Below are 15,010 nucleotides of genomic sequence, written 5' to 3' on the forward strand. Positions count from 1 at the left end.
ATGTTTAGCTTGTACCAAGCCTACTTGATTTGTTTCTCTAGTTTGTTGTTTATACTCTCTAGTTTAACATACCTGAAGCACCGTCACATCCCGATCAGGGGCTTGGAAGGTCTTTCATCTGAAAATTTTTTACAGCAGCAAAAAACAAGGCCAGCATTATAGCCAACCTTGCTCCACTTAAGCTCTATATTAGTTCAAATACGTTAACGGATTTTCTACCGTTCCATTCTTAATAATCTCAAAATGCAGATGTGTTCCAGTCGAACGACCCGTATTGCCCATAACGCCGATACTCTCGCCTTTTTCAACCACTTGTCCAACCTTAACGCCAATGCTGTTCAAATGTCCATACAGTGTTTCGTATCCGTTACGGTGGTTAATAATGATGACATTACCATAACCGCTTTTCTGTCCTGCAAAAGTAATTACACCCTCATCAGACGCTTTCACATCGCGGTTACCTACCAGATCGACACCTTTGTGCTGGCGACCCCAACGTTGTCCAAAGCTGCTACTCATCGTTGCATTTGATACCGGCCAAGCAAATTCACCTGTGCCCTCACCAACAACTTTTGTTCCGCTAAGGACTACTTCAGTTACAGCTGCTTTAATCACTTCCTGACCAAGCCACTCTTCCTGAACCACTTCACCATTTTCTTTGGTTATACGATACTGCATGCTTTTCAAGCCGCTTTGTCCTGGGCGCACGACTTTTGTTGTACCTGCTTTCAACTCGTCACTTTTGCGCACTTCCACTTGCGGTTTAATCTCAATTTGTTCAACAACCTGCTCAACCGATTTAACGGTTACCGCCGGTTTCGGCACGGTCAAGGTCAGTTCGTCTCCGATTTGAAGCGACGTTTCCTTGATGCCCGGATTATGCTGGCGAATCTCGCTTTGTGTAATTTCATACTTGGCAGCGATCGAAGAGATCGTATCTCCTTCACGAACCACATAAGTTACAGGCGCGTCTTTACCAACGGTTAAAGCTTTAACCGCCTCGGACACATCCCATATTTTGTTTGGATCAGCCTTCACCACATCCGTCGCTACATCTTCCTTGATGCCTACAGACTTCAGGGTTGTGCTTGGTCCCTCGTCTTTCTTCGAGGAGTTAGCCGATACCGACTTCGTCTTAAGCGAACTTCGCACAGCCGATGCCGATATGTATTTGCTCTGCACTTGTTCCAGGATTGCATCAGCTGTTGCCTGATCCTTCACAATACCAATGACTTCACCATCTACCTTAAGCTCCACACCTTTGGCGTAGGCTGTCAGCATGTCACCCAGTTTGTCCAGCGTCTCGTCACTGTTCACTTCAGGTTTGTACGCTCTTACCGTTTCGGTTGTGATGCCATCTGTGTTCAGCACCATCTCTGCATCCGGATATTTATGTTGATATTCCTCAGTTTTGTCTGTAAATAGTTGTTGTAATTGTGCCTCATCTGCAATGGTACCAATCTCGCTACCTTTAACCATTACTTTATAGTACGGTACGGTGTTTGCAGTAACATATTGTTTGCCTGCGAACCCGAGCGATGCTGCGATGAATACACCACATGCTGCTGTAATGATCCATTTGCGCGAGGCCAGAACGCGCTTCTTATTCACACTGAAGGTGGACATGCTCATGTTGTTTTTGTCTTCGGCCGTCCGGTGTTCCCCGGATTGTTCGTGTACCCGGTCTTTGCCCGGTTGGCGTATGCCTCTGAAACCTTTCATGATTCTCTCCTTTTCAGCACTTCTCAGTTCGCATTTCTGTCAAGACATCACCCATCGTGTCTGTCCCATGCTCGTTGATACTTGTATTGGGTGTCCGCAAAATCAGGACTTTAGCTGCGCTCGTAAAAGTGTCAAAATTTTAACCTTTTATCACACCCGTATACTTTAACACAGGTTTTACACTCATTTCAACTCTACACGTCACACCGCAAAGCCACGCCCCGCTTGGTTTCCCTGAATTATCCATAAGATAGTATGGCTGGTCCATCACCCATTATGCCTCAATATCCGCTGTACTATGTACTTTTGTTCGCAAATTAAGACTAGGTTCTAAGACCCAGTGAAATATGCTTTATTTTTCATAAAAATACAAATAAAATCCCTCACCAGATCAACTCTGATAAGGGATTACGTAAACAACCTGATTGTGGTTTATCTTAAACTGGATTTCAGCTCATGCCACAATAGAAACTAACTTTTATGTCTCTATTCTTTGACTGCAAGAATTACAAATCGCTTCTGCTGTACTTCCCAGAATCCATTGTGCTCCATCTCCATATGAATATCCATTAACGGCTCACGGAAATGTTCCACTTTGAAATCAGGTACTTGCCACGGTATGGTCTTTAGATAATATACCAGTGCCCCTATATCATAGAAACGCTGCGCGGGAGTTGCTTCCCGTTGCTCTAGAATACGGAATCCACACTGTTCCAGCTGAAGAACAGCACGATCCAGCTCCCATCCAGCGTAATCCGCTGGCATAGGAATGCCGAGCCGATCATTGATCTCCCTGCAATCTGACCAACCTACCTGTTGAGTAAGAAACAGTCCCCCTACCGTTAGAATCCGCCTAACTTCCCGCTCATCATACGACTCATGCCGATTAAGAATCAGATCAAATTCCCCTTCTACGAAAGGAAGATTCGAATCATCAGTCACTGGAAGCACCTTCACACCGAGCGGCTGTAAACGTTCCTCTGCAATCGGTATATTCGGAAGATAACCTTCGGTCGCACATGTGTATGGAGGAAGGGGACGGAGTCTGGACAGCAACTCTCCTCCACCAGTCCCCATGTCGAGCATTCGTTCTGTTTGATTCAACAATCGGCGCGCCATTGTTCCATATGACCAAGGCAACATTCCGCTCTGGAATCGCCCACTCCCTGTTACATAGCTAAAATCCCAGCCACTAAACGGCTGGTCCGCCTCTTGCAGCCCTTGCTCGTATCGCTCTTTCGCCGCCTCGGCAAACTCTTTTACTGATGGTTCTGAATTAGAATGATATAAGTTCATGTTCAATACAACCTCCAATTAGTGTATTCATAAACACAAGTCCATCGGTTCTCTTGAAAGCACCTATGAACGGAGGTCCACGAATTGGACTGAAGGTTTCTGCAATGTTGCCTGAACGTTTTTATATGTCGTGTTCTTTCCCTTTATATTTCATACACTGTACCCTCCTATAGGAATTTCCAGTATTTATTTAAATGAATTATATTCAATCATCCTCGACAAGTCCATACATTATGAATCAGGCGATACCCGTCTATGAGCACGCCTGTCTTCCCTACCTATCATCCTATTCTGTTTGCAGTACTTCCATCAGGTTGTCATACTCTTCACTGGTCAGGTACTTCGAGATCACCTGTTCAATCTCACGTAATTCCTGTTCCGTTAGGCCACCTTCCATGGCACCTGAGATCTGCTGCATTTCTTTCTGTGGCAGCTTGTTCATGAGCAGGCTGAAGATTTTTTCTTTCTCCTCTGCTGGCAGCTTGTCCTTCGCTCCTGTAATGTCATCCGGTGATACAACAATGGCATCATTGCCTGAAGAAGCACCGCCGCTGGCCGCTCCGGTTCCATTGCCTGAAGCCGAACCACTACCCTGATCTGTTCCTGAGTCATTACCCGTGCCCGTATCCGTCCCATTGCCTGCACTTGTGCCTGAGTTTGATCCTACGGTCGTATCTGTACCTGAACCTTCCCCTGTGCCCTCGCCTGAGCCACTTCCTTGGGACGCATTGTTGCCTGCATCTACACCAGATTGACCGCTCTCCGTCCCATTCCCCATAACGGAAACAGCATCTTCCGGAACCTGCTCTTCGTCCGCTCCTGTCGGCTGATCTGTCGTCCCATTTCCTGATTTATTCCCCTCGCTGGTTTTACCGCCCAAGGCACCTTGGAACATAGCGGTTAACCCCATGGGTTGACCCTCCCACTGAATATTGAAACTCGCGAGTAGCGACTTCGCATATGACTGTACAATTAATCCGGTCGTGAGCAGTGTCAGTGAACTGACCAGCAACACGGTTAGCACGATTTTAACAAACCACACAAGCAACTTCATTCCGTTCTCTCCCTCCGATTATCCTACCCGTCTAGCATGCGCATGCTGGGGTCTGTGACTCTACTGTTAACCAGTATTGACGGAAATCTCGGGATTATATCCGAAAAACATACAAAAAACCTCCAGTCATCGCTATAAAAGCAACAACTGGAGGCTTAACATGCCTAAGTCGGCAAAGGATTCTATTTTATAATTCAAGAAACAATCTCTCTATTTCTTCGATTACTCGTAGATTGGAAGAACTTGATTTGTTTGCTCACGGTTACGACCAACGGAGAAGATGGCAATTGGAATGCCTGTCAGTTCGGAAACACGTTTTACATAATTCTGTGTGTTCACTGGCAGGTCTTCGAGTTTCTTAGCTCCAGTGATATCTTCGCTCCAGCCTGGCATCTCTTCGTATACTGCTTCACATTCTGCCAGCATTTTGAGGCTTGCCGGATAGTGTGTAATGACCTCGCCGCGGAATTTGTATCCTGTGCAGATTTTTACAGTTTCCAGACCTGTCATTACGTCCAGAGAGTTCAGGGACAGACCTGTGATTCCACTGACACGACGCGCGTGGCGAACAACAACACTATCGAACCAACCTACACGACGTGGACGTCCAGTTACCGTACCGTACTCATGTCCAGTCTCACGGATTTGGTCACCGATTGCATCATGCAATTCCGTAGGGAATGGGCCATCTCCTACACGGGTTGTGTAAGCTTTCGCTACCCCAATGACTTGTTGAATACGAGCCGGGCCTACGCCAGAACCAATACATACGCCACCTGCGGACGGATTGGATGATGTAACAAATGGATAAGTCCCTTGATCAAGGTCCAACATAACGCCTTGTGCACCTTCAAACAATACTTTTTTGTCCTCATCAATATATTCGTTCAGAACAACCGATGTATCACGTACGTAAGGACGCAGAATTTCAGCATATCCGAGGTAATCTTGCAGAATCTCTTCCACATCAACAGGCTGGCCGCCGTAGACTTGCTCGATGACACGGTTCTTTTCTTTGACCAGATGACGCAGTTTCAGTTCGAAATCTTCAGCATCCAGCAGGTCAACCATCCGAATACCAATACGGGCTGATTTGTCCATGTAACATGGGCCAATTCCTTTGCCAGTTGTACCGATTTTGTTCGGACCTTTGCTCTCTTCTTCGAGTGCATCCAGTACCATGTGATATGGCAAGATGATATGTGCGCGCTCACTGATGGACAGGTTCTTCGTTGTAAAATCATTGTCATGAATATAGTTAATTTCTTCGATGAGTGCCTTCGGGTTGATAACCATTCCGTTACCAATAACACACGCTTTATCTGTGTAGAAAATCCCTGATGGAATCATCGTCAGTTTATATTTTTTGTTATCAATCAGAATTGTATGACCCGCATTGTTACCACCTTGATAACGAGCCACCACATCAGCGCTCTCCGCCAAATAATCCGTGATTTTACCTTTTCCTTCGTCTCCCCATTGCGTTCCCACTACAACTACCGTTGACATAGTTAACATTCCTCCGTGGGTGCCTTGCGCACCTTTGTATTGGTCTGTCCGTCCTCTATCCCGGCAGGCGTGTTACGCAATAAACCGACTGAGAAGCGTGCTAACGGACAGTAAAAATGTCCTTCCGTTACATTCAAGGGAAGGTTTGCGCTGCTTTAACGCAGCAGTATTAGTGTACCAGTACCCTTTTTCAAAGTCAAATCAAATGGCGAACAATTAGATATAGTACAACCGTAATGTTCGGGATTTACCCATTATTTCAACACAAAAAACCGGAGACTTCAGTCCAAGCTTGCTTGACTGCTATCACCGGTTCAAGGATACCCATTTTAATGTGAATCTATATCTGGTATTTATAACACATGTTTGCGTTCAGTTGCTCTAATGGTTGATCTTCGGGACAGACGATTTTGCTTCTTGATCGAAGCTGTCAGCACCTGCCCGTTACATCGCGAAGGCGTCATTGTGCGCCCTCTCGTAATTGACGAATTTATTAAAGTTTTTCAGGAAGACCAGTTCTACCGTACCTACCGGACCGTTACGCTGTTTGGCGATAATGATCTCGATAATATTTTTCTTCTCGGTCTCCTGGTTGTAGTAGTCATCCCGGTACAGGAACGCTACGATGTCGGCATCTTGCTCGATTGAACCCGATTCCCGCAAGTCACTCATCATCGGACGTTTGTCCTGACGTTGCTCTACACCCCGGCTCAGCTGGGACAAGGCAATAACCGGAACTTCCAGTTCCCGGCCAATCTGTTTCAGTGTACGTGAGATCTCGGATACCTCTTGTTGACGGTTCTCCCCTGCTTTACCACGTCCACTAATCAGTTGAAGATAGTCGATCAGGATCATGCCAAGGCCTTTCTCTTTCTTCAGACGACGGCATTTGGCACGAATATCCGCTACGGTAATCCCTGGCGTATCATCTATAAAGATGTTGGCTTCTGACAAAGCTGCAATACCCATCGTCAGCTTCTGCCAGTCTTCATCTCCCTTGAAATCACCCATACGCATTACGCTGGCATCCAGGTTGGCTTCCGCACAGATCATACGTTGCACCAGCTGGGCAGCTGACATCTCCAGACTGAAGATGGCTACCGTCTCCTGGGCCCGAATGGCTACGTTCTGAGCGATATTCAGGGCAAAGGCCGTCTTACCTACGGAAGGACGGGCCGCTACAATGATCAAGTCACTGCGCTGGAATCCGGCAGTCATCTTGTCCAGATCGATAAACCCGGACGGAATACCTGTCGTTGTACCCTTATTCTGATGAAGTGTTTCCACACGATCGAATACTTCCATCAGTACGTCCTGAATGGCTATAAAACCACTACTGGAGCGACGGTTGGATATCTCCAGAATGCGACGTTCAGCTTCTCCAAGCATCGCTGCAACATCTTCACCGCCCGTATATCCTTCGCTCACGATCTGTGTTGCCGTACGAATCAGACGACGCAGCATCGATTTCTCTTCGATAATCTGAGCGTAATAGTCTACGTTCGCGGCTGTAGGTACACCATGGGCTAGCTTCGCCAGATAACTAACGCCCCCGATGTCCTCCAGCTCACCTTTATCCTTCAGAAGCGAAGTCAGTGTCACGAGGTCAATCGGTTGATTTCCCTCACCAAGCTGGATCATCGCTTCAAAGATTAATTGATGGGGTTTATCATAGAAATCCTCGGTTTGCACCCGTTCCATCGCTGTAATCAGGGCCTCGCCCTGCAACAGGATTGCACCCAGCACGGCCTGTTCGGCTTCCAGGTTCTGCGGGGGAATCCGGTCGAATAACATTTCTCCGCCCATCTTACTCTTCCGTTACCTGTACCTTCAAGGTTGCCTTCACTTCAGGGTGAACCTTGACAGTTACTTGTGTTACGCCGAGTGTACGAATAGGCTCGTCCAGCTCAATTTTGCGTTTGTCTACTTTCAGACCCTTTTTAGACAAAGCTTCTGCGATCTGTTTGCTAGTAATGGCGCCAAACAGACGACCACCTTCGCCGGACTTGGCTTTCAGTTCAGTTACTTCTGCTTCCAGCTTTTTCGCAAGTGCTTCCGCTTCCGCTTTCTCTTCCTGTTTGAGTCTTTCTTCAGCCGCCTTCTGGTTGTCCAGTGTCTTCATGTTGCCGTCTGTTGCCAGACGTGCGATTCCCCGTGGCAATAAGAAGTTCTGTGCGTAACCCTCAGATACTTCTTTCACTTGCCCTTTCTTGCCTTGACCCTTCATATCTTTTATAAAAATGACTTTCATTCGAACAGCCCCTCTTCCTTTTCGATTTCAGCCAGTACGTTCGTCAGCCGTTTTTCTGCCTCTCCAAGCGTTCCTTCAAGCTGCACGGCAGCATTTGTCAAATGTCCGCCACCGCCCAGTCGTTCCATGACAACTTGAACATTCATGCGCCCCAGCGATCTCGCGCTGATGCCAATCAGTCCATCCGGACGCTCACTAATCACAAATGAAGCGACCACGTCAGTCATGTTCAGCAATGTGTCCGCCACCTGGGCGATCATCATCTGTGAAATCTTGCTGCCAGGGTCCGTGACCGCCAGCGCAATGTTTCCATATACCATTTTAGCATGCTTTATGATTTCTGCCTTAGCAATATATTCTGACAGATCCTCTTTCATCAACCGCTGGATCATAATGGTGTCCGCACCGCTACGGCGCAAGAAACCTGCCGCTTCGAACGTTCTGGACCCCGTGTGCAGTGCAAAATGCTTCGTATCCACCGTAATCCCGGCAAGTAGAGCCGTAGCTTCTAGCGGAGTGAATTGTACCTTATCATGAATGTATTGCAAGAGTTCGGTTACCAATTCGGCAGCAGAGGACGCATAAGGTTCCAGATAGATCAACACTGCGTCATTGATGAACTCTTCACCCCGGCGATGGTGATCCACAACTACGACACGGGTAGCAGACTGTACCAGTTTTGGCTCCATGGTCATGGAGGCCTTATGAGTATCCACCACCACCAGTAACGTGTGCTCGGTCATCATCTGGGTTGCCTGTTCCGGTGATACAAATGCTTTGGACAACTTCTCGTCCTTGTTCACTTGCTCCATCATGCGTTCAATCGATGGATTCATTCCATCCAGAACAATTCGGGCCTCCACATTGTACAGACTGGCCGCTTTCCACACTCCGATGGATGCGCCGATCGCGTCCATATCCGGAATTTTGTGCCCCATGATGAGCACCCGGTCGCTCTCCTGCATGAGATCACGCAGCGCGTGTGCAATAACGCGGGCTCTTACCCGTGTCCGTTTCTCCACTGCGTTAGACTTGCCGCCATAGAAAGACAGGCGTTGTCCGGACTTCACGGCAGCCTGATCACCCCCACGTCCAAGTGCCATGTCCAGGCTGGACTGTGCCAGTTCTCCCATCTCACTGATGCTATCCGATCCAAACGCCAGTCCAACACTGAGTGTCATTGGCACTTTGAGGTCAGCAGTCATCTCCCGAACTTCATCCAAAATGACAAATCGGCTCTGCTCCAGTTCCTGCAAAGACTTATGATTCAGCATCAACAGATAACGATCAGAAGACAGGCGGCGCAGGTACACTTCGTACCGCTTGGCCCAAGACGTAATTTCGCTGGTCACTCGAGCAATCAGCGCTGTACGCTGTTGATCGTCCATGCCTTGGGCAGCTTCGTCCAGATTATCCAGAACGAGAATTCCCAATGCAAGGCGTTCATTTTCATATTTATCACGAAGAATGGCTAGCTCCGTAATCTCGTATACATATACATACCGCTCCTGCGGGTTATGAATAACTCCATAATGCCGATCATCCAACTGGAATTCGTCATGCAACTCCTTGGATGAATGTTCCTTCGTCCCATCCTTCTTCTCTTTAGGCTGAGGAAGTCTGGGAAACATATTAAGTAGCGGATTACCCACCATTGTCTTCTCCTGGAACATCTCCGCGACAAAGCGGTTATGCCACTCTACCGTACGATCTTCGCTGTACAGCACAATTCCGAATGGAAGCATGCTGACCGCTTCCCCCTCCATCCGTTTGATCCGAATAGATAGGCCATTAATGTAGTCGTTAAGCTCACGGCGGAACGCGAGCTCCGCCTTAATCATGACGATTCCCAGCGCCGAAGCCAGTATCAGACTAATCAAACCAAGCGTCCAGTTATAAATGGTAACGAACATAACGAGCAACAGCAGCAGTATGAACGCCCATACGGTATAGTAGCCGTGCCAGCGTTTCTTCAGAAATTTAGGCATGACTCATCACCCTATCGTTTTGATTTCGATATTGCCTCACGAAGCGGGAACGCCAGATCGATAATTCCGATAATCCGAAGCGGACCAATGAAGAAGACCGCAGCCGCCAGGAAATATGGTATAACCGGATTCCATTTCTTTGTATGTGAGAGAAAGAAGAAGAAACCGATCGCTTGAATCATGAAGCCCAGATTGATTAACGGCGACAGATTCATGGCAATCATGGTCCAGTACGTTCCATCACTTTGTCTGGAGATCACTTCGATCAACAGTGCAAGGAAATAATACCAGATCAATGCACGCGGCATACGCCACTCTCTCGCTGGTGGAAGCTTCGATACCACCACACCCATCACGTTCAGAATCGGACGAGCTATGGCGTGTGTAATAAAGGCCATTACCATCGATGTGACAACGAGAGCAAACGGAATCATAAGCTGTGTTTGTTTGGCAACATCCTCGGTCATCTCAGGTGTCCATGCAAACCCGTTGATCATCTGATTCGATGTATTGGTTAACGGTTCAATGGTCAATTTGACCACATCTTCAATATAACTGGACAGGTCGAATTGGAAAATGACACTGCCGACCAAGAGCAACAACAAGTATTCTGCCAACATCATGCCACTTCCCGCCATCAGGGCGAACAGGGCTGATTTGCGTGTTTTATACGCGTGACCCATAACGATCGCAGGCAGGGTAAAGATGAGCAATAGTAACAGATAGATGGGGTGGAATACGACCAAAATAACGGCTACGGGCACGAGATGCCATATAAATGATTTTAAAGATAATGAAGCATACAAAATAACTCCCGGAATCATCATAAAAAATATGGCAAGTACCGATAAAGGAGTTAACAGCGAAAGTAGCAAGAGCAGATAAACTGCGCTCCAAACAGCTGATTTAAAGCTAAATTTCAACAAATTCACCTCTTACGCATATGATCTTCTAGCGCGGAAATATCCTGGTACCAGTCTTCAAGCTGGTGACCTTCCTGTTTATGCTTTTTCAACTTCTCAACTAGCAGTGCATCCAGATCCTTGAAAGGAATACCGAGCCTGCGGCCCAATATGTAACTACTCATAATCAAACTGGCAAGACTGTCCCCGATTCGAGTTGTACTGCCTTCCCATAACGCCTTGAATAATCGGGATACCTGATCAAGCACTTCGGTTTTCAGCCATTCAATCACTTTAGCGCGTTTGGCTACATCCAGTTCTTTAGGCATTTGGCGAAAGTCACTCTCCCCCGAAAAAGCTTTATTCTCGATTATAGCATAAAAAGAGGGCCCGCAAAATTACCCCAAAAAACGGAGAAGTTCTCCGAAACTGATGTCAGGTACTTATGCGGAGTCCTCCGTACATCCTATCGACCTATATATTTGTAAAAAACTTCGAATGCGCCCTTGGTTCAGGACTTCTTAAGTTTAACATGATACCGGACGGCTGTGATTATCCATCATGACACAATAATGTTTAAATTCGTAACAGCCTTACTTAGCCTTGATCGATTCTTTGGCTACAATGCCCTCGCAGTACTCAATAATCTGACTCCGTCTGACAATACCAATGAACCGATCCATATCATCGACCACAGGAACAAAGTTCTGAACTTTAGCCAGATTAATCAGGTCCTCCATGTTGGCGTTAATGGATACAGGTTTCATATCCAAGCGAAGGGGAACATCCTTGAGCAAGAATTTTGAAGCGTTTTCAAATGAAATCTTTCCCTCGGCATTTTTCATATACCACAGTAAGTCGCCTTCGGTAACCGTACCAATATATTTGCCCTCTTTATTCAAAATGGGTACCGCCGTAAAACGATGATATTCCATCCGTTCCAACGTTTGCCGCAGTGTAGAATCCGACGTCACGCACGTAACCTCTTGTTTGGGTAGCAAAAAAAATGCGATGTTCATACCCTTGTGTATCCTCCTTGTGAATTTCTTCGTTCAACTTATCTCGCTCAACTTATATTATACGGATCAGAACGCAGGATGTTCCAAAAGGATAATAGTTCTCAATACAAAGAAAAAAAACAGCAGCCCGCGAATAAACGTACTGCTGATTGTGGTCTACAACACATCATTGGTATGGAATTGGTTATTCAATCTTTTGCCGGTCAGGGATCATGACTTCACCGGCTGGGGTCGATTGATCCATCCAGTTGTTAATCAGCTCTTTGGCATATTGGACATCTTTCTCGTCAGCCTGACCATAATAGATACCGTCTTTTTTCATCCCCTCACCCAGAATGGTGAAGCTTGAAATCTGTGGTTTCTCCTGAGTAAGCACTTGTTTAGCCAGATCAATAATGAAAGAAGCTCGCATATCCGTCTGGAAGCTGTCTCCCATGATCTGAATCAATTCCGGAATTTTGGCGATTTGATTCAAATTCAGCATCTCATTCGCCATCGCGTTCAGGAAAATCTGCTGCCGCTTGGTACGATTAAAATCGCTATCCTCACGGTATCTTACATAATACAGCGCTTCCTGCCCGTCATAGATCGGCTTACCACCTTCAATCGTGAATTGCACATGATCCGGATTCTTGTTCACAATGTCCTCATCGATTGGCAGTTTTACACCACCAAGCGCATCAACCACTTTTTTGATTCCGTCGAAGTTGATTGTTGCATAATAACCCACATCAGCATCAAGGAATTTCTCCACCGTATTGATGGACATATTCTCCCCACCAAAAGCATAGGCATGCGCCAGCTTATCATAATCATCTTCGCCGTCCTTGTTGGCATCCCGTCCTACAATCTGCACATACGTATCACGTGGAATGGATACCAACAGCACACGGGATTCCTTCGGACGTACTACAGCATAGATGACGGTATCGGAACGTCCACGCGTTTTCTCATAGGCGCGTTTATCCGAACCGAGCAGTAACACGGAGAATGGTTCCTTACGGTATACCGTTGGATCAGGCGTGTTGTTGCCTTCTTGCGGTACATAAGAGCGGGATAACTGATCTTCTACTGAACCGGCGAGAAACAGATCAAATGCCGCTACAGCCAGCTGCTGACGGAACAAATACCCTCCGATTAACAAAACAACAAGTGAAACGAGCGTTATATATAGGCCTTTTCTTCTTTTCTTCTTCTTATCTTTAGTTCTGCTTTTCATCCATTGATTCCTTCTTCACTATCAAAATGATAATCCATAATACCAATTAAACGTCTGGGATGCCTTGTGACTCGGTGTTCTCTGAAGTTTTCTCTCTCTTGAATCAAGACACCGCTTACGCTCGTTCTATTGTAATCATTGCAGGAGCAAGAAAAGTTACAATCCGGTTAAATTGAAAAGAACAGCGACTCCTTTTTAGCTACAAAAGGTGCACTGTTCTCTTCATTTCTAACGTTATCGAATCAGTTTGTGGATACACTTTCCACATGTTGGCTCTTCTCTTTTTGACGCAGACGTCCCGTTATAAGCGCAGCTACCAGCGTAAGTACACTGAATACCACCGCAGACCAGAAAAGGCCATTATAACCCTGCCCTGTCGTTTGATGCACTGCCTGGAGCAACACATCACGGATGCCTTCATCAGGAATCTGGGACAGGCCCTCTGTCAGACTGGAGACATCACTCCCTGCTGCTCCACCCGATGCATATTGCTCCAGCATCTCCGGAGGCACCTGAATTCCTTTGTCAGCGAATCCTGCCTGAATGTTGGACCCCAGATTAATGAAAGAACGTGCCAGGAATCCAGCGAAAATCGTAGGTGCAATAGCCATCGCCATCTGGCGGAATAACGAACTGGTCGCTACCGCGATGCCTTTGTTGTTCTCCCCCGCCTGTTCCGTGACAAGTACGTTAACTGGCGCACCAAGCATCATACCGAAACCGATACCTACGAATGTACTCGCGATGACAAATTGCCAGATATGCTCCACCCATAGCGGGAACAGCAGGAATCCAATGGCAGATAGTAGGCCCGCAACCGATAACGTCCAGATTGGCCCTTTGCGGTCAACGAGGTATCCACCTCCACCTGCCCCGATGCCGGATGCCAACGCGAGTGGAGTAAACCAGTACCCGGAAGCTGTATTGGATACGCCGAGATATTGCTCAACAAATCCGGGAATAAAGATCACCGAGGCCAGAATGGCTCCCGAGAAAAAGGCAATTAGCAACGTCCAGCGAAAGGACGCAATGCCCAGAAGCTGTGTCGATACAACAGGTTCACGTTCAGATCCTTCTAGCCTTTTTTCCATGAAGTAAAAGAGCACCAGAAGGATTACACCTGCCATGAAAAAGCCGTAGAACATCGGTGATCCCAGGCTTTGAAGCATGTTCACACCGTCCAGATTGCTGAAGCTATACATTAAACTGAGTACACCCAACGTTAGGACAGCAATACCGCTCCAGTCCACTGCTGCACGGTTCAGTTCCTGCTCTTCCTGAATAAATCGAATACCTGCTATGAATAGCAGAATGGCGATAGGCACGTTAATCAGGAATAACCAATGCCAGTTGCCAGTCAGATCCAGTATAAAAGCACCGACATTGGGTCCCAAGATAGCGGCAACACCATTCATCCCTCCCAGCAGACCCAAGGCTGTACCTTGTCGCTCCGCCGGGAACTTGCTTAATACATATGAGCTGGCAATGATAAAAATCCCACCACCGCCCAAAGCTTGAATGACACGAGCAATCAGGAAAAAGGTAAACGATGTGCTCAGCGCGACAAGCAGGGACCCGATCCCAAACAACGCCACTTCAATCAAAAATAGTTTCTTGCGACCATAACGGTCCGACAGTTTGCCTGCAATAGGTACACTCACCGCAAGCCCAAGCGTGTAAAGCGTAATCGTCCATGCTCCCCATGTTGGCGACACACCAAATGATGCATTTAAGGTGGTCAGTGAAGAGGTGATGATCCCATTATCCAGCGCAGCCATAAATACCCCTATGGCAAACAGGACTAGCGGCCATTTCATTTGTTTTTGCATCACATGTTACCTCCCGATCAGATCGTAAATTCAGTATCGTACAGTTGGTTTGGTACATATATATTAAACCCAGTTGAATAATAATGACTCACTGGTCATTTTAAAACAAAAGAAAACCATATGTCAATTTAATAATATGGTTATATGGATCAATTTACCTCTGAGTCGATAAAATAGAGCTGCCACACGTTCAGTCGAACCTGCGGGACAGCCCTCATATC

12 protein-coding genes are annotated in these 15,010 nt (G+C 46.8%); all 12 read right to left on the bottom strand.

Annotation, left to right across the window (positions count from 1 at the left end; translation table 11 throughout):
* Nucleotides 1-189: 189 nt before the first annotated feature.
* Nucleotides 190-1,722: a peptidoglycan DD-metalloendopeptidase family protein gene (locus C161_RS18225; RefSeq protein ID WP_036671864.1), complete on the bottom strand. Its 1,533-nt coding sequence runs from the start codon at nt 1,720-1,722 to the stop codon at nt 190-192.
* Nucleotides 1,723-2,208: 486 nt separating this feature from the next.
* Nucleotides 2,209-3,018 (bottom strand): class I SAM-dependent methyltransferase, encoded by an 810-nt coding sequence (locus C161_RS18230; RefSeq protein WP_235193858.1) that lies wholly within the window; start codon nt 3,016-3,018, stop codon nt 2,209-2,211.
* 286 nt (nt 3,019-3,304) lie between these two features.
* Entirely contained in the window at nt 3,305-4,072 is a 768-nt protein-coding gene (locus tag C161_RS18235) for a hypothetical protein (protein ID WP_036671865.1), read from the bottom strand.
* 222 nt (nt 4,073-4,294) lie between these two features.
* Nucleotides 4,295-5,581, bottom strand: a complete 1,287-nt coding sequence (locus C161_RS18240; protein WP_036671866.1) for an adenylosuccinate synthase — start codon at nt 5,579-5,581, stop codon at nt 4,295-4,297.
* 444 nt (nt 5,582-6,025) lie between these two features.
* Nucleotides 6,026-7,387: a replicative DNA helicase gene (gene dnaB / locus C161_RS18245; RefSeq protein ID WP_036611922.1), complete on the bottom strand. Its 1,362-nt coding sequence runs from the start codon at nt 7,385-7,387 to the stop codon at nt 6,026-6,028.
* Nucleotide 7,388: 1 nt separating this feature from the next.
* The gene (gene rplI / locus C161_RS18250; RefSeq protein WP_036611925.1) at nt 7,389-7,832 is read right to left on the bottom strand and encodes a 50S ribosomal protein L9; all 444 of its coding nucleotides are present in this window, start codon (nt 7,830-7,832) and stop codon (nt 7,389-7,391) included.
* On the bottom strand, nt 7,829-9,820 hold the full coding sequence (locus C161_RS18255) for a DHH family phosphoesterase (RefSeq protein WP_036671867.1): 1,992 nt from the start codon (nt 9,818-9,820) through the stop codon (nt 7,829-7,831). The genes rplI and C161_RS18255 overlap by 4 nt, the downstream gene beginning before the upstream one ends.
* A gap of 11 nt (nt 9,821-9,831) precedes the next feature.
* Nucleotides 9,832-10,743, bottom strand: a complete 912-nt coding sequence (locus C161_RS18260) for a DUF2232 domain-containing protein (RefSeq protein WP_036612044.1) — start codon at nt 10,741-10,743, stop codon at nt 9,832-9,834.
* Nucleotides 10,744-10,748: 5 nt separating this feature from the next.
* The gene (locus C161_RS18265; RefSeq protein ID WP_017691445.1) at nt 10,749-11,051 is read right to left on the bottom strand and encodes a MazG-like family protein; all 303 of its coding nucleotides are present in this window, start codon (nt 11,049-11,051) and stop codon (nt 10,749-10,751) included.
* Nucleotides 11,052-11,315: 264 nt separating this feature from the next.
* Nucleotides 11,316-11,741 carry a CBS domain-containing protein gene (locus C161_RS18270; RefSeq protein WP_036671868.1) on the bottom strand — a complete coding sequence of 142 codons (426 nt, stop codon included), beginning with the start codon at nt 11,739-11,741 and terminating at the stop codon, nt 11,316-11,318.
* Nucleotides 11,742-11,925: 184 nt separating this feature from the next.
* On the bottom strand, nt 11,926-12,960 hold the full coding sequence (locus C161_RS18275) for an LCP family protein (protein WP_036671869.1): 1,035 nt from the start codon (nt 12,958-12,960) through the stop codon (nt 11,926-11,928).
* A gap of 242 nt (nt 12,961-13,202) precedes the next feature.
* Nucleotides 13,203-14,789, bottom strand: a complete 1,587-nt coding sequence (locus C161_RS18280) for an MFS transporter (protein ID WP_036671871.1) — start codon at nt 14,787-14,789, stop codon at nt 13,203-13,205.
* Between the last annotated feature and the right edge of the window lie 221 nt (nt 14,790-15,010).

Source organism: Paenibacillus sp. FSL R5-192 (genome assembly GCF_000517845.1).
Lineage (GTDB): Bacteria > Bacillota > Bacilli > Paenibacillales > Paenibacillaceae > Paenibacillus > Paenibacillus amylolyticus.